The 20,925-nt window shown below is 73.2% G+C and carries 23 protein-coding genes; 11 read left to right on the top strand and 12 right to left on the bottom strand.

Features of this window, described 5'->3' with window-relative positions; all coding sequences use genetic code 11:
• Positions 1 to 45: 45 nt before the first annotated feature.
• The 3 genes from mftC to mftA are packed head-to-tail and all read right to left on the bottom strand — an operon-like array spanning position 46 to position 1,587.
• Positions 46 to 1,227 carry a mycofactocin radical SAM maturase gene (gene mftC / locus ACFUJ1_RS22880; RefSeq protein WP_378648617.1) on the bottom strand — a complete coding sequence of 394 codons (1,182 nt, stop codon included), beginning with the start codon at positions 1,225 to 1,227 and terminating at the stop codon, positions 46 to 48.
• Positions 1,224 to 1,520, bottom strand: a complete 297-nt coding sequence (mftB, locus tag ACFUJ1_RS22885) for a mycofactocin biosynthesis chaperone MftB (protein WP_378611983.1) — start codon at positions 1,518 to 1,520, stop codon at positions 1,224 to 1,226. Before mftB ends, mftC begins: the two co-directional genes overlap by 4 nt.
• A complete protein-coding gene (gene mftA / locus ACFUJ1_RS22890; RefSeq protein WP_233017410.1) occupies positions 1,498 to 1,587 on the bottom strand; it encodes a mycofactocin precursor MftA in 90 nt (29 codons plus the stop codon). The genes mftB and mftA overlap by 23 nt, the downstream gene beginning before the upstream one ends.
• Positions 1,588 to 1,714: 127 nt before the next feature.
• Between mftA and ACFUJ1_RS22895 the strand changes: the two genes are divergently transcribed.
• Both ACFUJ1_RS22895 and ACFUJ1_RS22900 read left to right on the top strand, forming a co-directional pair.
• Positions 1,715 to 2,569, top strand: coding sequence for an acyl-CoA thioesterase (locus tag ACFUJ1_RS22895; protein ID WP_378648618.1), 855 nt, complete (start codon positions 1,715 to 1,717; stop codon positions 2,567 to 2,569).
• Positions 2,570 to 2,582: 13 nt separating this feature from the next.
• Positions 2,583 to 2,978, top strand: coding sequence for a DUF427 domain-containing protein (locus tag ACFUJ1_RS22900; protein ID WP_378648620.1), 396 nt, complete (start codon positions 2,583 to 2,585; stop codon positions 2,976 to 2,978).
• 2 nt (positions 2,979 to 2,980) lie between these two features.
• Here the strand turns inward: ACFUJ1_RS22900 and ACFUJ1_RS22905 are convergent, their stop codons facing one another.
• Positions 2,981 to 3,907 carry an LLM class flavin-dependent oxidoreductase gene (locus ACFUJ1_RS22905; RefSeq protein WP_378648622.1) on the bottom strand — a complete coding sequence of 309 codons (927 nt, stop codon included), beginning with the start codon at positions 3,905 to 3,907 and terminating at the stop codon, positions 2,981 to 2,983.
• Between the two features lie 144 nt (positions 3,908 to 4,051).
• Here ACFUJ1_RS22905 and ACFUJ1_RS22910 point away from each other — a divergent pair, with 144 nt between their 5' ends.
• Together ACFUJ1_RS22910 and ACFUJ1_RS22915 are read left to right on the top strand one after the other, a co-directional pair.
• On the top strand, positions 4,052 to 6,106 hold the full coding sequence (locus ACFUJ1_RS22910) for a nitrate- and nitrite sensing domain-containing protein (RefSeq protein ID WP_378648624.1): 2,055 nt from the start codon (positions 4,052 to 4,054) through the stop codon (positions 6,104 to 6,106).
• Entirely contained in the window at positions 6,103 to 6,480 is a 378-nt protein-coding gene (locus tag ACFUJ1_RS22915; RefSeq protein ID WP_378648626.1) for a DUF742 domain-containing protein, read from the top strand. Before ACFUJ1_RS22910 ends, ACFUJ1_RS22915 begins: the two co-directional genes overlap by 4 nt.
• Here ACFUJ1_RS22915 and ACFUJ1_RS22920 read toward each other — a convergent pair.
• Both ACFUJ1_RS22920 and ACFUJ1_RS22925 read right to left on the bottom strand, forming a co-directional pair.
• Positions 6,477 to 8,432 (bottom strand): FAD-dependent oxidoreductase, encoded by a 1,956-nt coding sequence (locus ACFUJ1_RS22920; protein WP_378648628.1) that lies wholly within the window; start codon positions 8,430 to 8,432, stop codon positions 6,477 to 6,479. The genes ACFUJ1_RS22915 and ACFUJ1_RS22920 overlap by 4 nt on opposite strands.
• A gap of 119 nt (positions 8,433 to 8,551) precedes the next feature.
• Positions 8,552 to 9,283 carry a hypothetical protein gene (locus ACFUJ1_RS22925; RefSeq protein ID WP_378648630.1) on the bottom strand — a complete coding sequence of 244 codons (732 nt, stop codon included), beginning with the start codon at positions 9,281 to 9,283 and terminating at the stop codon, positions 8,552 to 8,554.
• A gap of 116 nt (positions 9,284 to 9,399) precedes the next feature.
• On the opposite strand from ACFUJ1_RS22925, the gene ACFUJ1_RS22930 reads away from it, so the two are divergent.
• Both ACFUJ1_RS22930 and ACFUJ1_RS22935 read left to right on the top strand, forming a co-directional pair.
• Complete coding sequence (locus tag ACFUJ1_RS22930) at positions 9,400 to 10,116, top strand: FadR/GntR family transcriptional regulator (protein WP_378648631.1); 717 nt, start codon at positions 9,400 to 9,402, stop codon at positions 10,114 to 10,116.
• Positions 10,117 to 10,118: 2 nt separating this feature from the next.
• Positions 10,119 to 10,949 (top strand): sterol desaturase family protein, encoded by an 831-nt coding sequence (locus ACFUJ1_RS22935; RefSeq protein ID WP_378648633.1) that lies wholly within the window; start codon positions 10,119 to 10,121, stop codon positions 10,947 to 10,949.
• On the opposite strand, the gene pip is transcribed toward ACFUJ1_RS22935, so the two are convergent.
• Both pip and ACFUJ1_RS22945 read right to left on the bottom strand, forming a co-directional pair.
• Entirely contained in the window at positions 10,943 to 11,887 is a 945-nt protein-coding gene (gene pip, locus ACFUJ1_RS22940) for a prolyl aminopeptidase (protein ID WP_378648635.1), read from the bottom strand. The genes ACFUJ1_RS22935 and pip overlap by 7 nt on opposite strands.
• Before the next feature lie 39 nt (positions 11,888 to 11,926).
• Positions 11,927 to 13,546 carry a S8 family serine peptidase gene (locus tag ACFUJ1_RS22945; protein ID WP_378648637.1) on the bottom strand — a complete coding sequence of 540 codons (1,620 nt, stop codon included), beginning with the start codon at positions 13,544 to 13,546 and terminating at the stop codon, positions 11,927 to 11,929.
• A gap of 160 nt (positions 13,547 to 13,706) precedes the next feature.
• Here ACFUJ1_RS22945 and ACFUJ1_RS22950 point away from each other — a divergent pair, with 160 nt between their 5' ends.
• The gene (locus ACFUJ1_RS22950; RefSeq protein WP_378648639.1) at positions 13,707 to 14,864 is read left to right on the top strand and encodes a nucleotide disphospho-sugar-binding domain-containing protein; all 1,158 of its coding nucleotides are present in this window, start codon (positions 13,707 to 13,709) and stop codon (positions 14,862 to 14,864) included.
• Here the strand turns inward: ACFUJ1_RS22950 and ACFUJ1_RS22955 are convergent.
• The 4 genes from ACFUJ1_RS22955 to ACFUJ1_RS22970 all read right to left on the bottom strand — a co-directional run bounded on the left by ACFUJ1_RS22955 (position 14,851) and on the right by ACFUJ1_RS22970 (position 17,224).
• A complete protein-coding gene (locus tag ACFUJ1_RS22955) occupies positions 14,851 to 15,255 on the bottom strand; it encodes a hypothetical protein (protein ID WP_378648641.1) in 405 nt (134 codons plus the stop codon). The genes ACFUJ1_RS22950 and ACFUJ1_RS22955 overlap by 14 nt on opposite strands.
• A gap of 21 nt (positions 15,256 to 15,276) precedes the next feature.
• Positions 15,277 to 15,735: a hypothetical protein gene (locus ACFUJ1_RS22960; RefSeq protein ID WP_378648643.1), complete on the bottom strand. Its 459-nt coding sequence runs from the start codon at positions 15,733 to 15,735 to the stop codon at positions 15,277 to 15,279.
• A 143-nt stretch (positions 15,736 to 15,878) separates the two neighbouring features.
• Positions 15,879 to 16,781 (bottom strand): pyridoxamine 5'-phosphate oxidase family protein, encoded by a 903-nt coding sequence (locus ACFUJ1_RS22965; protein WP_378648645.1) that lies wholly within the window; start codon positions 16,779 to 16,781, stop codon positions 15,879 to 15,881.
• On the bottom strand, positions 16,781 to 17,224 hold the full coding sequence (locus tag ACFUJ1_RS22970) for a VOC family protein (RefSeq protein WP_378648646.1): 444 nt from the start codon (positions 17,222 to 17,224) through the stop codon (positions 16,781 to 16,783). The genes ACFUJ1_RS22965 and ACFUJ1_RS22970 overlap by 1 nt, the downstream gene beginning before the upstream one ends.
• Positions 17,225 to 17,334: 110 nt before the next feature.
• Between ACFUJ1_RS22970 and ACFUJ1_RS22975 the strand changes: the two genes are divergently transcribed.
• From ACFUJ1_RS22975 to ACFUJ1_RS22990, 4 genes are read left to right on the top strand one after another with little or no spacing between them, the layout of a single operon-like run.
• A complete protein-coding gene (locus tag ACFUJ1_RS22975) occupies positions 17,335 to 17,853 on the top strand; it encodes a CGNR zinc finger domain-containing protein (protein WP_378648647.1) in 519 nt (172 codons plus the stop codon).
• 50 nt (positions 17,854 to 17,903) lie between these two features.
• Positions 17,904 to 18,488: a biotin transporter BioY gene (locus ACFUJ1_RS22980; protein WP_378648648.1), complete on the top strand. Its 585-nt coding sequence runs from the start codon at positions 17,904 to 17,906 to the stop codon at positions 18,486 to 18,488.
• Positions 18,481 to 19,815, top strand: coding sequence for a class I adenylate-forming enzyme family protein (locus ACFUJ1_RS22985; RefSeq protein WP_378648649.1), 1,335 nt, complete (start codon positions 18,481 to 18,483; stop codon positions 19,813 to 19,815). The genes ACFUJ1_RS22980 and ACFUJ1_RS22985 overlap by 8 nt, the downstream gene beginning before the upstream one ends.
• Positions 19,812 to 20,924: a thiolase family protein gene (locus ACFUJ1_RS22990; protein WP_378648650.1), complete on the top strand. Its 1,113-nt coding sequence runs from the start codon at positions 19,812 to 19,814 to the stop codon at positions 20,922 to 20,924. Before ACFUJ1_RS22985 ends, ACFUJ1_RS22990 begins: the two co-directional genes overlap by 4 nt.
• Position 20,925: the final 1 nt, after the last annotated feature.

Genomic DNA, 20,925 nt, shown 5'->3' on the forward strand with positions numbered 1-20,925 from the left:
CGCAGGGCGCCCCGCATGAAATGCGGGGCGCCCAGTGCTATGTCGTCAGCGGCCGAGGCCGGCCAGGGGGCTGGTGTCGCAGGCCTTGCCCGCGACCGTCGCCGCCGGCCGCTGGATCGTCGGCAGGCCGAGCCCGACCGACGCCTTGCGCCCACGCCGCGAGTGATCCTTGTCCGGCTTGGGCAAGGCCCCCGCCATCTCGAGCTCCGCGTTCCCGCGCACGCACTCCGGATCCGGCCCGTCCAGCGGCAGCCCGGTGAAGAACTTCGCCGCCATGCACCCGCCCTTGCAGGAGTCGTAGGCCGAGCAGGAGACGCAGGCCCCGCCGGTCTGCGGCTCGCGCAGCCGGGTGAAGAGCTCGGAGCGGCGCCAGACGGATTCGAACCCGCCCGGGTCGCGCACGTTCCCGGCGAGGAATTCGTCGTGGATGGCGAACGGGCAGGCGTACACGTCGCCGACCGGGTCGATCAAGCACACCACGCGGCCCGCGCCGCAGAGGTTCAGCCCGGGCAGCGGGGTGGAGCCGAGCGCGTTCAGGTGGAAGAACGAGTCGCCGGTGAGCACCTTCTCGCCATTGGCGATCAGCCAGTCGTAGATCGCCAGCTGCTGGTCGGTGGTCGGGTGCAGCTCCGGCCAGACGTCCGCGCCGCGCCCGGAGGGCCGCAACCGGGTGATCCGCAGCTGCGCGCCGAACCGGTCGGCGATGGCCTTGAAGTCGTCGAGCTGCCCGACGTTGTGCCGCGTCATCACGACCGAGATCTTGAAGTTCTCGAACCCGGCGTCGGCCAGGTTCCCCATGGCCCGGTAGGCCATGTCGAACGAGCCGGGCCCGCGCACCGCGTCGTTGACCTCGGCGGTCGCGCCGTCCATGGAGATCTGCACGTCGACGTAGTCGCTCGCCGCGAGCTGCTTGGCCCGCGCCGCGTTCAGCCGGACCCCGTTGGTGGAGAACTTCACGCCGACCCCGTGGTCGGTGGAGTAGTCGAGCAGCTCCCAGAAGTCGGGCCGCACGGTGGGCTCGCCACCGCCCATGTTGACGTAGAAGACCTGCATGCGCTGCAGCTCGTCGATCACGGCCTTGCACTCGGCGGTGCTCAGCTCGCGCGGATCGCGCCTGCCGGAGGAGGAGAGGCAGTGCTCGCAGGCGAGGTTGCAGGCGTAGGTGAGCTCCCAGGTGAGGCAGATGGGGGCGTCCAGGCCGTGTTCGAAGTGCTCGACGAGTTTCATGGTCGCTCCTGGATGGTCCCGGCGTCGGCGAGGCCCGCGAGCGCTCGCAAGTAGTGGTCGTGCGAGGGGGCGGGCACGCCCGCCGCGGTGAGCGCGCTGTTCGCGTCGGGCTGCTCGGCGAGCGCGCGCACCACCGCCACCAGCAGCGGCGTCTTCAGGAACGAGAGCCTGCGGGTGCCGTAGTCGTAGAGCAGTGCCCCGAACGGCTCGGGCCGCACCGACACCGAGGGTGCCAGTGCGTAGGCCCGGGCCGGATCGAACGGCGGACGGTCAGTAGACACCGCACATGCCATCGATCGAGACCTCCTCGACCAGCACGTCCTCCTCGACGAGGGATTCGGTCTTCGTGTCCTCGGTCATCTGCGTCACCTTCCTGTATGGCTGTGGCACCGATCATAATGTCAGTTCGTGTCGAAAAGGAAGAAATGGCACGAGAATGTAATTTCCGAAGTTGCATTACACTGCTCTCGAACCGAGGAGGTGCGCGATGACGGAGTCGTCGGTGCGGCGCATGCTGGCCATCTTCGACGTCGAGCCCGCAGGCCCCGGCCGCTTCGCCGGGACCAGCGACGGCGGCTCGCGGCGCGTGGTCGACGGCACCCAGCTGCTCGCGCAATCGCTGGTCGCTGCCGCGAAGACGTTCGAGGACAAGGTGATCCGCTCCGCGCACGCCACCTTCTCGCGCGCGGTCGATCCGGAGCGGCCGGTGGAGTTCGTGGTCGAGCAGACGCACCGCGGCCGCTCGATGGCGAGCGCGGTGGTCGGGGTGGAGCAGGGCGGGCGGCGCTGCGCCACGGTCTCGGTACTGGCCGACACCCCGACGGACGACGTCGTCCGGCACCACGTGCCGCGCCCCGAGGTACCGGGCCCGGAGGCCGCGGTCTCCGTCGACATGCCGCTGGCCGGCCGCGACCTGCGGATCGTCGGGGTGGCCGACGTCAACGACCCGGACGAGGTCGGCCCGCCGGAGCTGCACGCCTGGCTGCGCTACGACCCGATCCCGGACCGCGACGACCTGGCCAAGGCGCTGCTCGCGCACTTCACCGGGCACCTCTCGGTCTCCGCCACGCTGCGCGCGCACCCCGGCGTCGGCACCGCCCAGGCGCACCACACGATCTCCACCGCGCCGATGACGGTGGCGGTGCGCTTCCACGAGCCGGCCGGGTGGGACGGGTGGCTACTGTATTCGCACGAGAGCATCCAGGTCGGCGCCGGCATGTCCTGCGTGCGCGGGCTGGTGCACACCGAGGACGGGCGGCTGATCGCCTCCTTCACCCAGGAGGCGATGATCCGTCCGCTGCGCGGGGACGACACCGCCATCCCGGCGGAAGCCCGGCTGTGAGAAGGGATTTCCGGTGACCGATCACCCCGGCTTTCTGACCCGCCCCGACTACCGGGTCGACATCCACCTCCGGCGCAACCTGATCACCGTGCACCACGGCGAGTTGCTGGTCGCCGAGAGCATCCGCGCGCTGCTGGTGGACGAGCAGGACCACGGTCTGGTCTTCTACCTGCCGCGCGCCGACGTCCGGGTGCAGCTGGCGCCCGACGAGTCGCGCGCGAGCACCTGCCCCTTCAAGGGCGCCGCGACCTACTGGCGCTTCGACGGCGACGGCGGCGAGGCGGTGGTCTGGAGCTACGAGGACCCGGCGCCGCAGGTGGCGCGGCTGCGCGGGCACGTCGCCTTCTATCAGGACCGGGTGACGCTTCGGGTCGGGGTGGCGACCCCGGCGGTGAGCGGCAGGGACTGAGCTCAGCGCTCGAGCCGGGGCAGCACCTCGGCGGCGAAGAGCTCCATCGTCGCCTCGGCCTCCCGCGGCGAGACCAGGAAGACGACCGCATCGATGCCGTGCGCGGCCCGCTGGGCGAGCTGCTCGGCGACCATGGCCGGGGTGCCGACGTAGCCGTCGTCCAGGCCGTAGGCCGCGGCGCCGTACCGGCGTTCGGCCCGCTCCCGCACCGCGGGCAGCGCGGCCTCGTCCGGGGCCAGCGCGAGCACCGCCTGGTGCGAGCGCGCGATGGTGGCCGGATCCCGCTGCACGGCAGCGCATTCGCGCTCCAGCGCGGCGGTGAGCGCGGCCCGGTCGCGCAGGCCGTAGGTGGGGATGTTCCAGACGTCGGCATACCGGGCGACCAGCGGCAGCGTGTACTTCGGGCCAGCCCCGCCCAGGTGGATCGGCGGCCGCGGCCGCTGCACCGGGCCCGGCACGTTCGGCAGCTCGGTGACCCGGTAGTGCGCGCCGGCGAAGGTGGTCGGCTCGCCGGTGAACATCCGGGTGACGATCTCCAGCGTCTCGCCGAGCCGCGCGGAGCGCTCGGCGGCGCTGCCCCACGGCAGCCCGGCGCGGCGGTGCTCCTCCTCGACCGACCCGCTGCCGATGCCGAACTCCAGCCTGCCGCCGGAGATGACGTCCAGCGTGCTGGCCATCCGGCCGAGCAGCGCCGGGTGCCGGAAGCCGTTGCACAGGACGAGGGCGCCGACCCGGAGCGTCTCGGTGCCGCAGAGCAGCGCGGTCGCGGTGGTCCACGCCTCCAGCGCGGGCTGCTCGGGCAGGCCGGGCGCGTAGAGGTGGTCGAAGACCCAGAACGTGTCGAAGCCGGTGCGCTCGGCGGTGCGCGCGAGGTCGAGCAGCGCGACGGCGTCGGCGACCAGCTGGGGTACGAAGATCCCGAACCGCATCTCCCGACGGTAGCCGAAACCCCCGGTCGCGCAGCGAAAACGAGAGCCGGATTTCCATAGAGCAAGTTATTGCGTGACGGGTGTCACTGTGGCTAGGGTGATGCGTCGTCCCAGTTCCGCCCGTTCGAGAAGTAGGCACAATCGGTGATCGATCGCGATTTTCGCCGCTCGCTACGCAGATATCTGCGCCTGCCCCGCGGCGTCCGTGCCAAGCTGCTCACCATCGTGCTGATCCCGAGCGTCGCGCTGCTCGGCATCGGCGTCGGCGCGGCGGTCTACCTGGTGCGTGACGCGCAGGAGGCCCAGGACTGGGCGGATCTGGCCGGCGCCACCTGCGCCCCCGCGATCAACCTGGTCCGCACCTTCCAGGTGGAACGCCAGGCTTCGCTGCTGCACCTGGCGGGCGACCCGGTCGGCACCCAGAACCTGCCAGCGGCCCGGCTGGGCTCGGACGCGGCGATGAAGCAGATCGTCGACATGGGCAATGCCGCGGCCGAGCTGCGCCCCGACCTGGCCGGTGACATCGCCGGCTTCCAGGCGCTCTACGCCGAGATGCCGCGGCTGCGCCAGGGCGTGGACGTGCGCGCGCTGCCGACCGCGCAGGCGTTCGAGGCGTACAGCCTCGTCATCGACACCATCGTGGCCGCGACGCTGCTCGCCGCCGACGTGGCGCCCGGCGGCGACATCGCGGTCGAGCTGTACAAGTCGGTGCACCCGCTGCGCGCGGCGGAGGCGCTGGCCAAGGCGACCGCGCTCGGCGTCACCGCCGAGCTGACCGGCACGCTGAGCGCCGCGGAGCTGGCGAAGTTCGCCGAGTACCTCGGCGACGCGCGCGGCGAACTCGGCTACGGGCGCACTGTTCTGAAGGGCGACGAGCAGGCGGTGCTGCAGCGGTTGCTGGACGGCCCGGAGTGGCAGCGGCTCGTCGAGGTGCAGAACGCGGTACTGGAGCGCGGCCCGGTGCGCAACGGCCGGAGCCGGGAGGAGCTGCCGGTCGGCACCGTGGAGTGGCAGCAGGCCTCGGTCGCGGTGACCACCGGGCTGCTCGCGCTGTGGGAGCAGCAGGCCACCTCGGCGCAGCACCTCGCCAAGGCCGACGGCGACGAGACCAGCCGCAATGCCCTGCTCGGCGGGGCCGGCGTGCTGCTCGTCGCGGTGCTCGCCTTCGGCGCGGCCGCGCTGCTGGCCCGGCGCTTCGTGCAGCGTATGCGGCGGCTGCGCGGCGACACCCTCGAGCTCGCCGACGTGAAGCTGCCCGAGATCATGAAGGCCATCGGCAGCGGCGCCCCGTTCGACCCGGAGACCCGGGTGCAGCGGCTGGAGTACGGCCTGGACGAGGTCGGCCAGGTCGCCGACGCCTTCAACCGGGCGCACCGGGCCGCGGTGGACGCCGCGGTCGCCGAGTCCAAGACCAGGTCCGGCGTGAGCGCGGTCTTCCTCAAGATGGCGCACCGCAGCCAGGCGATGGTGCACCAGCAGCTGGTGCTGCTGGACCGCGCCGAGCGCGACGAGGAGAGCCCGGACCGCCTCGAAACGCTGTTCACCCTCGACCATCTCGCCACCCGGGTGCGCCGCAACGCGGAGAACCTGGTGATCCTCGGCGGCGAGCAGCCGGGCAGGCGCTGGCGCAACCCGGTGCCGCTGGTCGAGCTGGTCCGCGGCGCGGTCGCGGAGAGCGCCGACTACCAGCGCATCCACACCGCCAAGCTGCCGGACGTGCGGATCATCGGCGCCGCGGTGGCCGACCTCATCCACCTGCTGGCCGAGCTCACCGACAACGCCACCGCCTTCTCGCCGACCGAGACCAGGGTGGACATCTCCGCGGCGCTGGTCGGGCGCGGGATCGCGCTGGAGATCAGGGACCAGGGCATCGGCCTCTCCGACGCCGCGCTCGCCGAACGCAATGCCACCCTGGCGAACCCGCCGGACTTCAGCGTCGCCGAGCTCTCCGGCGATGCCAGGCTCGGGCTCTTCGTGGTCGGCAGGCTGGCGACCAGGCACCGGATCTCGGTGCGGCTGGCGCACTCCGACTACGGCGGGATCAAGGCCATCGTGATCGTGCCGTCCTCGCTGATCGCGACCGGCTGGGAGCCACCGACCGGGGCGCAGGAGCTGGTCGGGGTCGGGCCGAACGGTGACGCCGCCCGTCGCCCGCTGCACCGATTGCGCCCGGACGACTTCGACCCGCCGCGACCGTGAACGACCAGGGGGAGGCATGGTTCGACGAGGACGCGGGCCCGATCGGCCGGCTGTACGCGGTGACCCGCGGCCGGACCGGTCGCGGCCGCCCCGAGCTGGACATGCTCACCCTGGTGGCGGCGAACCGGTTCGGCGGGCTGCGCCGCACCGAGCCGGAGTACGCCGAGATCCTGCGGCTCGGCCGGGAGCCGCAGTCGATCGCCGAACTCGCCGCACTGCTCGGGCTTCCGCTCACCTCGACCAAGGTGCTGGTCGGCGACCTGGTGGACGACGGCCTGCTGGAGTTCCGCGAGCCGGTGCTGCTCGACCAGGACACCGATGCCGCCGACATCGGTGTCCTGCGCGCGCTGCTGAAGGGAATCCAGGCGCTCTAGGCGAGCGTCGCGGCCAGCCTGCCCGCGTTCATCCAGCCGATCGCCTCGATCGAGACCATCGGGTTCACCCCGGACGCGGTGGGGAAGCAGGAGGCGTCCGCGACGACCAGGTTCGGCACCTCCCAGGTGGCGCCGTCCGGGTTCAGCGCGGAGTGCTCGGCGCTGCCGCCCATCCGGGCCGAGCCCATGATGTGCAGCGCCGCCATGGCGCACTGGCCCGGCCCGTACCCGGCGCTCGCGCAGCGGGCCGCGAAGGCCGCGTGGTCGCCGCGGCGCCCCGGCTCGTAGGAGGCGCCGGACTGGTGCCCGGAGGCGATCGCCCGCGCCCCCGCCGCCTCCAGGATCTCGGCGGCACCGGTGATCCCGCGGTGCAGGTGCGCGCGGTCCCGCGCCGACAGCGTGTAGTGCACGATCGGCTCGCCCGCTTTGTCCACGGTCACTTTGCCGTGGTCGCGGTCCCTGGTGATCACGCCGATGGCGACGGTGTTGCCCAGGTTCAGCATGGCGGCGCGGTGCGCGTCGGCGCCGAGCCAGTTCATGAAGCCGACCAGCATGCCGGGGTGCATCGGGCCGGTCTCGTAGATGACGCCGTAGCCGTCGCCGTCCAGATCCGCGTGCTGCCGGGAGATCCGGGTCTGCAGCCCGCCCTCCCAGGGCCGGATCTCCTCGTCGAAGGTGCCGAAGACCGCGGAGGCCGGGTGCAGCCGCAGGTGGTCGCCGATGTTCTTGTTCCGCAATCCGGAGCGGCGCAGCAGCGCCGGGGTCTGGATGGCGCCCGCGGCGACCACCACCGCACCGGCCCGCACGGTGAACTCGACGCCGTCGGCGGTGCGCGCGGTGACGCCGGTCGCCCGGCCCGCGGTGACCTCGACCCGGCGCACGTCGGCGCCGACCACCAGCCGGGCGCCGCGCTCGGCGGCATCGCGCAGCCAGGTCTTGGTCGCCGACTGCTTGGCGCCGATCCGGCAGCCGTAGCCGCAGCGGCCGCACTCGGTGCCCGCGTCGCAGGCGTCGGTGACGTTGCGCGGCAGGGTGTCCAGCTCCCAGCCGAGCGCGGTGACGCCGCGCTCGAGTACGCCGTCGCGGGCGGAGAGCGGGGAGCGCTCCGAGGTCACCGCGATCCGGCGCACCACCTCGTCCATGGCGGCGCCGTACTCGTCGCCTGCGAACTGCTCCGCGCCGAGCGCCGCCCACTCCGCGCGCACCGCGTCCGGGGTGCGCAGCGAGGTGCTCCAGTTGACGACGGTGCCGCCGCCGAGGCAGCTCCCGGCCACCAGGGTCAGCTGCCCCTCGGCGGTGGCCTGCGGGCCGGGGGAGTAGAGCGTGGTGAGGGCGTCGAGCTCGCCGTTCCCGAAGTCGGCGTCGTCGTAGTACTCGCCGCGCTCCAGCACCACCACGTCCAGCCCGGCCGCGGCGAGCCTGGCCGCGGCCGCGCCACCGCCCGCTCCGGAGCCGACCACGACGACGTCGCAGTCGAGCGTTTCGGAGCCGTTCGGGCGCAGCGGTTTCAGCGCGGGCTCGGGTGCCGTGGCCAGCGGGCCCGGCGCGGCCGGGTACCCCATCTCCTTCCACAGCGGGTTGTCACCGTGCGGGCCGGGAGTCGTGTAGTACGAGAGCAGCGCCGCCTGCTTGAGTGCCTGGAAGATCGCGCGCTTGGGGGCGAGCCGCGAATTACCGAGGCCGAGCAGCAGCCGCTCCCGCTCGGCCTGCGTGCGGGCCGAGAAGCGGCCGGGGGCGCCGCCGGTGAGCAGCGCGAGCAGCGGGGAGTCCCAGATCCCGAGCAGGGTGGCGAGCTGCCTGCCCTCCGCGGCGCGCGGATTGCGGGCAAGCAGCCGCAGCACGACGTCGGGAACGCCGAGCTCGGCGGCGGAGGGCAGGGCGTTGCCGTCACCCGGTGCGAACGTGTCGCAGATCAGCGTGAGGGCTGCGCGCTGACGTGCGGTGAGGTCCATGCGAACTCCCGGCGGTATGTGAATCGTGACTCACATGAATAGGCTGTCGCGGAACCATAGCCTGCACGACAGCCGGGAGTAAAGCAGCGAAGACCAGGAAGTTCTTCCGGAATCCCGGATTACTTCGGTGCGTCGCCGGGGGTCGCGCGGTCGCGCCAGACGTCCAGGATCTCGGTGGCGAAGGTGCTGGTCGGCAGCGGCGGGCGCTGGCCGGTCGCGACGTGCGCGGCGAGCGCGGCCAGCCGGGTCGCTGCCCGCGCGGGCCAGCCGTTGGCCAGGGTCCAGGCGTAGACGTCGTCGCCGGTGAAGGAGTGGCCGTTCTCGTGCGCGATGCTCAGCACCGCGGCGGCGTCCCTGCGGTCCTGTGCCGCAGTGAGATTCGAGGCCGGGTCGACCAGCCCGGAGAGCGTCGTCAGCGCCTCGGCCACCACCGGGTCCAGCCGGGCCGCGCCGGGGGGCGGCACCGCGGGGCCGAGCAGCCGGGGCTGCGCTGCCTGCGCCCAGGCGGCGACCTCGTCCAGGCTGTTCGGCACCACGCAGAGCGCGGTGGTGCGGCGGTCGTCGGCGATCCGGGTGAGCTCCTCCGGGGTCGGCCAGGCCGCGAGCACCGGGCCGCCGCGCCAGGTCGTGGCCGGCCTGCGCCAGGTCGCCACCAGCGCCCTTGCCTCGTCGACGAACTCGCGCAGCCACGGGTTGTCGTCGACATTCGACCGCCCCGGCGCGTAGACCAGCGGCGTCCCGCCGAAACGGCGGGATCTGCGGGCGACCCAGGCAATTCCGTCGGACAGCCCGGGGTCGTCACCGACAGCGGTCAGTGCAGTCGGGTAACGCCATCGGCCCGCGGCAGACATGGGCACCATCCTCGCATTACTGCGAGCGTCGGGTGGCGAGTGTCCGGTTCGAATGTTTCGGCGCTCAACTGGTCCAACCAGTTGACCAGAGCGGCGCCATGCGGGATGGTGGGGGAGTGGACATCACCCCGGTCGCCCGCGCCTCGGTCTCCGACGAGGTCTTCGGGCAGCTCGTCACCGAGATCCTCGCCGGGCGGCTGGCGCCCGGCGCGGCGCTGCCCGGCGAGCGGGAGCTGGCCGAGCGCTTCGGCGTGAACCGGCACGCGGTGCGCGAGGCGCTGAAGGGGGTCAGGCAGGCCGGGCTGGTCCGGATCGCGCAGGGCGGCAAGACCAGGGTGCTGGACTGGCGGGCCAGCGCCGGGCTGGACGCGCTCTCCGCGCTGGCCGAGACCGGCGCGCTGCCGCCGGTGCGGATGCTGCGCGATATCGCCGAGATGCGCCGCAGCGTCGCGGCGGACGCCGCCCGGCTCTGCGCCGAGCGCGCCACCCCCGAGCAGCGGGCCGCCGTCACCGCGGCCGCCGAGCGCTACCCGGCCGCCACCGACCGGCCGGTCGACGCCACCGCGGCCGACCTGGACTTCTGGACCGCCGTGATCGACGGCTCCGGCAATATCGCCTACCGGCTCGGGCTGAACACCCTGGTCGCGGGGTTCGGCGCGATCGGCTGGCCGGTGATCGCCGACCTCGGGCTCTTCATGGAGTACGTGGACCGCGCTGCGCACGCCGAGCTGGCCCGCCGGATCGCGGCCGCCGACGCGGAGGGTGCGCACGCGCTCGCCACCGAGCTGCTCGGCCGGATGGTGGCGCTGCTCGCGGGCGGGGTCGAGGAGTAGCGATGTTCGACCTGATCCTGCACGCCATCCCGGTCTTCGTGCTCTGCCTCGCCCTGGAGGCCGCCTCGTTCCGCTTCCTGCCGGACGAGGAGACGCTCGGCTACGAATTCCGCGATGCCAGAACCAGTATCGGCATGGGGCTCGGCAGCGTGGTGGTGAACGCGGGCTGGAAGCTGGCGCTGGTCGCCGTGCTCGCCGCCGCGTACACGGTGTCGCCGCTGCACCTGCCCGCCGACACCTGGTGGTTCTGGGCGCTGCTCTTCCTCGCCGACGACCTCGCCTTCTACTGGTACCACCGCACGCACCACACCGTCCGCGTGCTCTGGGCCAGCCACGTCGTGCACCACTCCAGCCGGTTCTTCAACCTGTCGACCGCGCTGCGCCAGCCCTGGACGCCGTTCACCGCCATGCCCTTCTGGCTGCCTCTCGCGCTGCTCGGCTTCCCGCCGTGGGCCATCCTGCTGCAGCAGTCGGTGAGCCTGCTCTACCAGTTCTTCCTGCACACCGAGCGGGTCGGGAAGCTCTGGGCCCCGGTCGAGTTCGTCTGCAACACCCCCTCGCACCACCGGGTGCACCACGGCGCGAACCCGGAGTACCTGGACCGCAACTACGGCGGCATCCTCATCGTCTGGGACCGGCTCTTCGGCACCTTCGAGCCGGAGCTGGCCCGGGTGCGGTACGGGCTCACCACGAATATCGCCACCTTCAACCCGGTGCGGGTCGCCACCCACGAGTTCGCCGCCATCTGGCGGGATGTGCGCGGGGCGGCGTGCTGGCGGGATCGGTGGGGGTTCGTGGCGCGCGGGCCGGGGTGGCGGCCGGCGGGTCAGTAGGCGAAGCGGGCGACGGCGCGGCCGACGGCCGCGCCCATGGCGGGGCTGCCGGTGTGGCCGGAGTCGTCGATGACGTGCAGGCGGGCGTCGGGCCAGGCTCCGGCCAGTTCCCAGGCGGTATCCAGCGGGCCGGAGAGGTCGAGGCGGCCGTGCACCAGCTCGCCGGGGATGCCTGCGAGTTTTCCGGCTTCGCGCAGCAGTACTCCTTCGTCGAGCCAGGCGGCGTTGGCGAAGTAGTGCGTGCAGATGCGGACCATGGTGAGTTTGGCGGTCTCCGGCTTGGCGCTGTATTGGCCGGGGCTGCCGAGGGATTCGTGCGCGATGACGGCGTCCTCCCAGCGGCACCACTCGGTGGCGGCGCGGCGGCGGACGTCGGGGTCCGGGTGTTCCAGCAGCAGTCGGTAGCCCTCGACCGAGTCGTCCGCATCGGGGACGACGGCGCGGAAGCGCTCCCACTCGGCGGGGAGCAGGCGGGCGAGGCCCTTGTACAGCCAGTCGATCTCGTAGCGACGGGTGGTCGTCACCCCGACCAGCACGATGCCGGTGACCCGCTCCGGGAAGCGCTCGGCGTAGGCGAGGATCAGGGTCGAGCCCCAGGAGCCGCCGAAGAGCAGCCAGCGCTCGATGCCGAGGTGCTCGCGGAGCCGCTCCATGTCGGCGATCAGGTGCTCGGTGGTGTTCACCGCCATGTCGGTGGCGGGGTCGGCCGCGCTCGGCGTGCTCCGGCCGCAGCCGCGCTGGTCGAACTGGACGATGCGGAAGATGTTCGGGTCGAACGTCTTCCGCGGTCCGGGGCTGCTGCCGCTGCCGGGGCCGCCGTGTACCACCAGTGCCGCGCGGCCGTCCGGGTTGCCGCTGGTGCACCAGTAGACATGGTTGTCGTCGCCGACCTCCAGCAGGCCGTCGGCGTAGGGGTCGATCGGGGGGAAGGGGGTCACGGTGCTCGACGGTAGTCAACCGTCGGGTACGGCCTGGGTTCAGCCGCGCGCGGCGTCGACGGCGGCGCGGGCGTTCACCCGGCCGTGGCCGTACCAGGGGCTGTGGCCGGTGGCGTCGTAGTTCCCGTTCGCCTCGTCTATCCGGTCGGCGGTGCGCTGCAGGATGTCCCGCACCTGGGCGCGGGTGAGGCCGGGGTTCGCGGCCAGGACGAGGGCGGCGGTGCCCGCGACGCCGGGGGCGGCGCTGGAGGTGCCGCCGAACTCGGCGGTGTAGTCGCCCGCGGCGTCGCCGAGTGCCGGATTGCCGGGGTTGTAGCCGTTGCGGCCGCGGCGGTCGACGGTCCAGATGCCCGGGGTGAGCGGCGCCGGGTGGTGGAAGGGGGCGTGTTCGAAGTCGTTGCTGGGGAAGGCGACGGCCACCGCGGCGCCGGTGTCGCTGTACACGCTGCGGGTGCCGGTGTCGTTGCAGGCGGCCGCCGCTAGCACCGCCGGGTGGGCGGCGTAGCCGTCGTTGTCGGCGGGCTCGTTGCCGTTGCCCGCGGCGAACACGATCACGCAGCCTTTGCCGCCGCGGCCGCTGGTCGCCGCGTACTCCAGGGCCAGCCTGGTGCTCGCCGGGATCGGGACGACCCGCTGGTGCGCCGGGTCGGCGGGGCGGTACCAGGCGCCGTCCGCCGGGCCCCAGCTGCAGGAGATCACGTCGGCGCCGTGGTCGGCGGCCCACTGGAAGGCGCGGGCCTCCGCCTGCGAGCCGAGTCCGGAGGCGAGCCGGATCGGCAGTAGCGTGGCCTCCGGCGCCACCCCCGACGCGCCCGCGCTGCCCGCCGCGACGGCGACCCCGGCGCAGGCGGTGCCGTGGTTGTCGCCGTTGTCGGGGCCGGTGCCGTTCTGGTCCTTCGGGCGCGGGTCGTCGGTGCCCGCGGTGACGTCGCGCGGGGCGACCACCCGGCCCGCGAACTCCGGGTGATCGATGTCGATGCCGTCGTCGATCACCGCGACGGTGCTTCCGGCGCCGCGCGTGACTGCGTGCGCCGCCTCGACGTTCGCGTGCGCGTTCACCGGCGTCCCGCCGACGGTGGTGGCGCGCAGGTGCCACTGCTGCGGGGCGATGGTCTTGCGGGCGCGGCGCCGGATCAGCTCCGGGTGGCTGTACTCGACGTCGGGGCGGGCGAGGAGTTCGGCGGCGATCGTGAAAACGCGCTGACCGGTGCGTTCGGGAGCGGCGGTGAAGTAGGCGTTGGCGGCGTAGCCGACCTGTTCGCGAATGCTCAGCCCGGCGTCGGCGAGCACCGCGCGGCAGTGCGCGGGGTCGGCGTCGTCGGTGAACTTGACGAAGAGGTTCTCGGTGTAGAGGACCGGTTCGCCGGTGGCCGGGTCGGCCAGCACCCGCCCGGCGAACCGGATCTCGGGTGCGGCGTCCAGCGCCGGGATCCGCTCGGCGATCGATTGCCCGGGCGGTAGCCGGTACACCTCGACGCCCACCTCGGGATGGGCCTGCACGAGGACGGCGCCTGCGAGCAGGTCGCGCAGCGGCAGCGGGACCGAACCGCGCTGCCGCGGCACCGCGGGCCCGGCGGCCGCGCGCACCACGAGCAGGTCGTCGCTCGGCTCGAAGGTGCTGCCCGGCTCGTCTGCCCGGCCGAAATACGCAGTGGGCACCGTCTTCTCCTCCGTTCGGGGAACAGGATCTCGACGGTAGTGCCCGCGTTCGTTTTCCCCCACTGGAATGTATAGCGCGAGGTGGGGCTTGCGGCAAGGCCCCGGTGCGGGGTCAGAATCGCTCTCCGGCCGCCGGACGGCGGCCGGAGAGGAGGGCACGATGCGGGTTCTGATCTCGACGATCGGGTCGCGGGGCGAGGTGCAGCCGGTGGTGGCGCTGGCGCGGGAGCTCGCGGCGGGCGGGCACGAGGCGGTGGTGGTGGGGCCGCCCGACTTCCGCGGGTGGGCCGAGGGGCTCGGGGTCGACTATCGGCCGGTCGGGCCGGAGTTGCGCGGGACCGCGCGGCAGGGTTCCGGGCCGCCGCCGAGCGAGGAGCAGCGGCTGGCCATGATCGCGGGCACCGTCGACGCGCAGTTCGACGCGCTGCTGCCGGTGGCGCAGGGGTGCGGGGCCGTCGTCGGCGGTGGGGCGCTGGCCATCGCGGCGGGGTCGGTGGCGGAGTTCGTCGGCGCTTGCTACTCGTACGCGGCGTTCGCGCCGGTGACCCTGCCGTCCGCCCGGCACGCGCCGCCTGCGTTCCGCGGGGTCGAGGCGGGGACGTGGGAGCAGGATGCCGCGCGCTGGAACCTGCTCTGGGCCGCGCCGCTGAACGCCCGCCGGGCGGCGCTCGGACTCGCCCCGGTCGCGGAGGTCAGGGAGCACCTGTTCACCGCGAGCCCGCTGCTCGCCGCCGACCCGGTGCTGGCCCCGTGGCCGGAGCCGGGCGGTGCGGTCCGGCAGACCGGGGCCTGGCTGCTCTCGGATCCGCGGCCCCTGCCCGCCGCGGTGCTCGCCTTCCTCGACGCCGATGCGCCGCCGGTCTTCGCGGGGTTCGGCAGCATGCCCGAGCCGGGCGGTGCCGCCGCGGCCCTGCTCGCCGCCGCCCGCGCTCTCGGCAGGCGGCTGATCGTCTCGTCCGGCTGGTCCGGATTCACCGTCGACGCACCGGATTGCCTGGTCGTCGGCGAGCTCGACCTCCGGCAGTTGTTCCCCCGCGTGGCCGCCGTCGTGCACCACGGTGGCGCGGGCACCACGACCACCGCCGCCGCGGCCGGGGTCCCGCAGGTGGTGCTCCCGCAGATGTTCGACCAGTTCTACTTCGCCGACCGCGTCGCGGCGCTCGGCCTCGGTTCTTCGTACCGCGAACCCCCACAGCCCGATTCGCTCACCACCGCCCTGGCCGCCGCCCTCGACGCCACCACCCGCGCAGGGGACGTCGCCCGCGAGATCCGCCACGACGGCGTCCGGCTCGCGGCCGAACTGATCACCGCGAGCTGAACCGGCCCAACTGCCCGTAGGGCACCAGGTACTCCCGATCGACCCGGCTCCGCCACCCCGCGTCGGTCGGCTCCAGCGCTCCACCCGCGGGATCCTTCGGCCACGGCTCCCGCAGGTGGATCTGGATGTCGTCCTGCAGAATCCGCACCAGCTCCATCGCGAACTCCGCGGCCGTGTCGCTGCCCGGCTCGGTCGGGTCGAGCGCCGCGCTGGTACCCACCTCCCGCACGGTGATGCTCACCCACCCGTCCGGCTCCGGCCGCCCGGTCTGCTCCCCGAATCTCCGCCACTCCGCGTCGTACGCAGAGCCGACCTCGGTCGGAAATCCCGTCGAGTGCTCGATATCGGCGGCAACCAGCCGCGCCCCGCGAACGGCTTCGTCTATGTCCACGGCCTCATCCTTCCAGGACGGTCACGGGACCGAACATTCGTTGAGCGGGGTGATATAGATCGTGCCGTCCGGTGCCGTGTGCAAGGCGTCGACATGAAGAACATCCCCGCGATTCCACCAGTACTTGCCGCTGGAGTAGCGGGGCTGACCGAAATGCAGCATGTCGTCCTTCGTGGCGCTCTGCAACTTCGTGATCGGTTTGCCGTTCACGAACAACTGCCACTCGTACTTGCCCGGGCGATGGCTGAGGTCCGTGATGAACCACCACCAGGTGTAGTAGCCGATGGGGTCACCATCAGCCGGTCTGATTTCGGATTTGATCGAGCCGTACTGCGTTCCCGCCTGGTAGTCGATGCATGGTGGCGGTGCCGCGGTCGCTGGCGCCGCCACGGCAAACTGTCCCATTGTGCCGAGTGCCGCGACGGCTATCGTCAAGATCATGCGCTTGCCGTACGTGAGCGACCTCTGATAAGTGGTCATACCGTTTCCCTCCCCTGGGATCACACGATCGCTGCAACTCCCCCCGGTGCCACTGAGCATCCCGGTCATTGCCGATCACTTGGTTGGACGCACTCATCCGAGGTTCGGTTCCCGTCATCGAGCGGTGTACGAACGGCGCTGCTTCACTGCGTGTTTGCGGTGGCGGATGGCGGGTTGGCGGGGGAGGGTTCCGGGGGACCCCAGCGGAGGGGGCCTTCGGGGCGGGTGACGACTTCGGTGACGGTGAAGTCGATCGAGGACTGGGCGCCGGGGGCGAAGGTGGCGGGGTCGGTGTTGATGGTGGCGGTGCCGGTGAGCTGGAGGGTGCCGCCGGTGGTCCAGTCGGGGATGAGGAGGCCGCAGCGGGGCTGGGTGACCAGGTTGCCGAGGGTCATGAACATGGAGTTGCCGCTGTAGTCGGGCCAGCGGAGCAGGGTGCGGGAGATGGCCTGCAGGAAGCCGGGGTTGCCGCCGCGGTGGGAGGCGTCGGCGCGGCCGGCGGGGTCGGTGCTGGCGATGAAGAAGGTGTCGGCGGCGGTGATGGTGGCGAGCACGGCGGGGTCGAGGTCGGGGCGGCGGTGGGCCGGGGGCGGCGGGGTGGGGTGGTGGGCGATCGGGTCGCGGCGGGCGATGTATTTGGGGCAGTTGCTGTAGACCTGCTCGGTCGTGATCCGCAGGCCGGGGCCGTGCGGCTCGGCGATGCCGTTGACGCGCATGCGCCTGCGGCGCTGCGGTTGCAGGGCGATCAGCCCGATCGGGGCCGCGGTGGTGAGCGCGGCCGCGATCGGGTCGTCCGGGTCCGGGCGGGTGTCGATCAGGAGGGTGCGCTCGTCGGCGGCGTGTGCGAAGCCGGGTGGGCCGGTGAGCATGCTCGCCCACACGGCGCCGTCCGGGGCGGTGGCGGCGAGGACGAGGAAACGCTGCGCCGCCAGGAAATCGGCGGCTACGGCGGGGAGGTCGGTGCGGACGGAGCGGCCGACGTGCTCGGCCGTCTCCGCCTGGCCCATGGCCCGCTGGACGGCCAGCTCGCCGGGGTGGAAGAGCATCAGAAGAACCCGCAGGTGGGGGCGGAACCGGCGGGCGCGGGGGCATTTTCGGCGCCGGTGGGCGCGTACACCTCCAACCGGATGCCGTCGGGGTCGGTGAAGAACAGCCCGCCCGAGGCGGTGCCCTCCCCGTGCGCGACGACCCCGTCGTGCACCCAGCGGACCCCGAGCTCGCGCAGCGCCGACTCCACCGTGCGCACCTCGTCGATATCGGCGACCTGGAAGGAGAGGTGGTGCAGCCCCGGCGTCGCCGTGGAGAACTCGCCGTCCGACTGCTGCCACAGGGTCAGCACCAGTTTTCCGTCGGCGCCGAGGAAGGCCCAGCGCTGGGCGCCGTCGGTCTCGGCCGAGAGCTGCTCGAAACCGAGTGCGTGGCGGTAGAAGTCGACCGAGCGGGCCAGGTCCGAGACGTTCAGGCCGACGTGGCCGGTGGCGAGCTGCATGAGTCCTCCTGCGTTGCGTAACCGTCTATTGCAATTACGACGGTAGACCGGGCGGCCTCCGCCCGTCAACCGTTGAAACTGGTTTAGCAGGTTAGGAGATACCATCGGGTGTGCCCGATCCGCGCCCGCACCTCGGCGAACCCCTCGCGCTCGACCTGCTGAACACCAGGTGGAACGGTGCGGGCGGCCCGCAGGACCTGCTCGCCGACGTCGACGGGCTGGCCATCTGGCTCGGTGCCGCCGGACTGGCCGAGCGGGTCGCCGCCGACCCCGCGACGCTCGCCGCGCTGCGCCGCGCGCGGGACGCCGTCCACGACACCGTCACCACCGGCGGCCGGGACGCGCTCAACGCCGTGCTGGCGCACGGGCGGATTCGGCGTTCGCTCACCGCGGCGGGGCCGGTGGCCGAGCCCGACATCGCCGACCCGGCCGAACTCCCCGGCTGGCTCGCCGCCGCCGACCTGCTCGACCTGCTCGACCGCGGCGCCGACCGCATCCGGCAGTGCGCGCACCCGGACTGCGTCCTGTTCTTCTACGACACCTCCCGCAACGGCACCAGGCGCTGGCACTCCATGGCCGCCTGCGGCAACCGCACCAAGGCCGCCCGGCACTACGCCCGCCGCAGCTGAACTGCTACCTTGAACGTCGTTCAAGTCAGGGTGTGAAGGGTGTGTGCGCCGTGGAGGGTGTCGAGGAATCCCGCAGGCCGAGGTTTCGGGTGCCGGCTCGGGACATGGCGCGGATCGCGGTGTTCGCGGCGCTCATCGCCGCGCTCGGGCTGCCGGGGGCGATCACGGTCGGGTTCAGCGGGGTGCCGATCACGCTGCAGACGCTGGGCGTGATCCTGGCCGGGGCGGTGCTCGGGTGGCGCAACGGCACCGCGGCGGTGCTGGTGTTCCTCGCGCTGACCATGATCGGGTTGCCGCTGCTCTCCGGGGGGCGCACCGGGCTCACCGCGCTGGCCGGGCCGAGCGCGGGGTACCTGATCGGGTGGGTGCCGGGAGTGTTCGTGATCGGGCTGCTCACCGCGCGGATCCTGCCCAGGTACCCGATCGCGCTGGGGTTGCTGATCAACGCGCTCGGCGGGATCGGGGTCATCTACCTGTTCGGCACGCTCGGGTTGCTGGTGCGGACCGATCTCGGGGTGTGGGCGGCGATCACCAGCAACGGGCCGTTCCTGCCCGGTGACATCGCCAAGGTCGTGGTGGCGGCGGTGGTGGCGAAGGGTGTGCATCGGGCTTATCCCGGGTTGATCCGTGGGTGAGGTCGGCGCGGTGGCTCCTGGTGTGCTCGGTGGCGCTCCGGACGATCCGGCCGTGCGGGTGGGCGGGCAGCGGTGGAGTTACCGCGATCTGGAGCGCGCGATCGGCGAGTGGAACGCGCGGTATCGCGAAGTGGACTGCTACGACGCTTCGGAGCTGGGGTCGGCGGAGGCGCTGATCGCGGTCTGCGCGGCGGCGCGGCGCGGGATTCCGGTGCGGGTGGAGAATCCCGATGCCCGTCCGGAGCGTGCCGAGATTCCGCCCGGTGCGTTTCTGTTGGTCGCGACTTCCGGCTCGACCGGACGCCCGCGCCCGCTGGCCCGGACCGCCGCCTCCTGGTACGACAGCTTCCCGGACTTCTCCGCGCTCACCGGGATCACCGCGGCCGACCGGGTGCTGCTCACCGGGCCGCCGCACGCCACCATGCACCTCTTCGGCGCGCTGCACGCGCTGTGGGCGGGGGCCTGCGTCACCGACGAGCCCGGCGACGCGACCGTGGTGCACGCGGTGCCCGCGGTGCTGCGCGAGGTCGTGCGCGCGGCGCCGGAGCTCCGCACCGCGGTGCTCGCCGGGATCGCGCCCGACCCCGGTGCGCTGGCGGTGGCCGGGCACCTCGCCGTGGTCGAGTACTACGGCTCCGCCGAGATCTCGCTCGTCGCGGCGCGGCGGATCGACGTCGCTGCCGCCGAGACGTCGCCGATTATCGAGGGCCCTGCCGGGGGGCCGCCGACGATCGGGCCCGCTGCCGGGCCGTCGCCGACGATCGAGCGCCTTGCCGGGGCGTCGCCGACCGTCGGGCGCCCTGCGGGGGCGTCGCCGGACGCGTGGGGGCGACGTGACGACGCGGGCGGGGGACCGGCGGGGCCAACCGGACCTCTGCGGTTGTTCCCCGGGGTCGAGGCGGAGATCAGGGATGGACTGCTGTTCGTCCGGACCCCGTACGCGGTGCTGGGGGCACCGGAGTGGTCCGGCGTCGGCGACCTGGCCGAGCTGGGGGCGGACGGTCAGCTCAGGGTGCGGGGGCGCGGGGACTGCGCGATCAATGTGGGCGGCACGCTCGTGGTGGCCGAGGATGTGGAGCAGGCGCTCGCCGCGGTGCCGGGGGTGCGGGCGGTGGCGGTCGTCGGCGCCCCGCATTCGGTGTTCGGCTCCATCGTGACGGCGGCGGTCGAGCTGCACCCGGACACCGAGCTGGCCGCGGTGCGGGCGCGCGCCCGCCTGGTGCTGAGCCGGGAGGCGGTCCCGCGCCGCTGGGTGCCGATGCCGCGGCTGCCGCGCACCGCCGCGGGCAAGGTGGCGCGGGGCGCGCTGAGAGACTTGCTGGTATGAGCGCTGTCCTGGTCGCGCCGCGGCGCACCCCGATCGGCAATGCCGGGCACGGGTTCGCCGGGCACACCGTCACCGAGCTGGCCGCGCCGGTGCTGCGCGAGGTCGCGGCGGCGGTGCGCGGGGCGGGGATCACCGCCGAGATCGACGACGTGGTGCTCGGTAACTGCCTCGGCCCCGGCGGCGACCCGGCGCGGATCGCGGCGCTCGCGGCCGGGCTCGGCACCGCCGTCCCCGGCGTCACCGTCGACCGGCAGTGCGGCTCCGGGCTGGATGCCGTCATGCAGGCCGCGCTGCGCGTCGAGTCCGGCGCGGACACGCTGATCCTGGCCGGTGGGGTCGAGTCTGCGAGCACCGCGCCGCTGCGGTTCTGGCCGGGAGCGGAGCCGGTCCGCTACACCCGCGCCCCGTTCGCCCCGCCCGGCTTCCCCGACCCCGACATGGGCCCGGCCGCCGACGCGCTCGCCGCGGCCCGCGGCATCTCCCGCGACCGGCAGGACGCCTACGCCCTGCGCTCGCACACCCGCGCCGCCGCCGCCGACTTCACGGCCGAGATCGTCCCGGTGGACGGCGTCGAGCGGGACGAGCGCATCCGCGCCGGGCTCACCGCGGCCAGATTGGCCCGGCTGCGGCCGAGCTTCGGCGTCGGCGGCACCGCGACAGCGGGCAACTCCTGCGGCATCTCCGACGGTGCCGCCGCGCTCGCCGTGCTGGACGAGGCGGACGCCGCGGGGCTGCCCGCGCTCCGGGTGCGCGGCGCCGCGGTCGCCGGCTCGGACCCGGCGCTGCCCGGGCTCGGCCCGGTCCCCGCGATCAGGAAGCTGCTGCGCCGCACCGGTGTCGGAGTCGGGGAGATCGGCATCGTGGAGATCACCGAGGCGTTCGCGTCGGTGGTGCTCGCGGTCGCCGACGAGCTCGGGCTGGACGAGGAGCGGATCTGTCCGGAGGGCGGCGCCATCGCCATGGGCCACCCGTGGGGCGCCTCCGGTGCGGTGCTGCTGGTCCGGCTGGCGAGCCAGATGCTCCGCCCGGGCGGCCCCGCGCTCGGCCTCGCCGCCTGCGCCATCGGCGGGGGGCAGGGGATCGCGCTGCTGGTGGAGCGGGTGGCATGAG

This window comes from Nocardia sp. NPDC057227 (assembly GCF_042669725.1).
Lineage (GTDB): Bacteria > Actinomycetota > Actinomycetes > Mycobacteriales > Mycobacteriaceae > Nocardia > Nocardia asteroides_A.

What these genes read in the sequence shown, in the direction of transcription:
- mftC (WP_378648617.1), bottom strand. Translation starts at nt 1,227, where the DNA reads ATGAAACTCGTCGAGCACTTCGAACACGGCCTGGACGCCCCCATCTGC.
- mftB (WP_378611983.1), bottom strand. Translation starts at nt 1,520, where the DNA reads ATGGCATGTGCGGTGTCTACTGACCGTCCGCCGTTCGATCCGGCCCGG.
- mftA (WP_233017410.1), bottom strand. Translation starts at nt 1,587, where the DNA reads ATGACCGAGGACACGAAGACCGAATCCCTCGTCGAGGAGGACGTGCTG.
- ACFUJ1_RS22895 (WP_378648618.1), top strand. Translation starts at nt 1,715, where the DNA reads ATGACGGAGTCGTCGGTGCGGCGCATGCTGGCCATCTTCGACGTCGAG.
- ACFUJ1_RS22905 (WP_378648622.1), bottom strand. Translation starts at nt 3,907, where the DNA reads ATGCGGTTCGGGATCTTCGTACCCCAGCTGGTCGCCGACGCCGTCGCG.
- ACFUJ1_RS22920 (WP_378648628.1), bottom strand. Translation starts at nt 8,432, where the DNA reads ATGGACCTCACCGCACGTCAGCGCGCAGCCCTCACGCTGATCTGCGAC.
- ACFUJ1_RS22925 (WP_378648630.1), bottom strand. Translation starts at nt 9,283, where the DNA reads ATGTCTGCCGCGGGCCGATGGCGTTACCCGACTGCACTGACCGCTGTC.
- ACFUJ1_RS22935 (WP_378648633.1), top strand. Translation starts at nt 10,119, where the DNA reads ATGTTCGACCTGATCCTGCACGCCATCCCGGTCTTCGTGCTCTGCCTC.
- ACFUJ1_RS22950 (WP_378648639.1), top strand. Translation starts at nt 13,707, where the DNA reads ATGCGGGTTCTGATCTCGACGATCGGGTCGCGGGGCGAGGTGCAGCCG.
- ACFUJ1_RS22960 (WP_378648643.1), bottom strand. Translation starts at nt 15,735, where the DNA reads ATGACCACTTATCAGAGGTCGCTCACGTACGGCAAGCGCATGATCTTG.
- ACFUJ1_RS22965 (WP_378648645.1), bottom strand. Translation starts at nt 16,781, where the DNA reads ATGCTCTTCCACCCCGGCGAGCTGGCCGTCCAGCGGGCCATGGGCCAG.
- ACFUJ1_RS22970 (WP_378648646.1), bottom strand. Translation starts at nt 17,224, where the DNA reads ATGCAGCTCGCCACCGGCCACGTCGGCCTGAACGTCTCGGACCTGGCC.
- ACFUJ1_RS22990 (WP_378648650.1), top strand. Translation starts at nt 19,812, where the DNA reads ATGAGCGCTGTCCTGGTCGCGCCGCGGCGCACCCCGATCGGCAATGCC.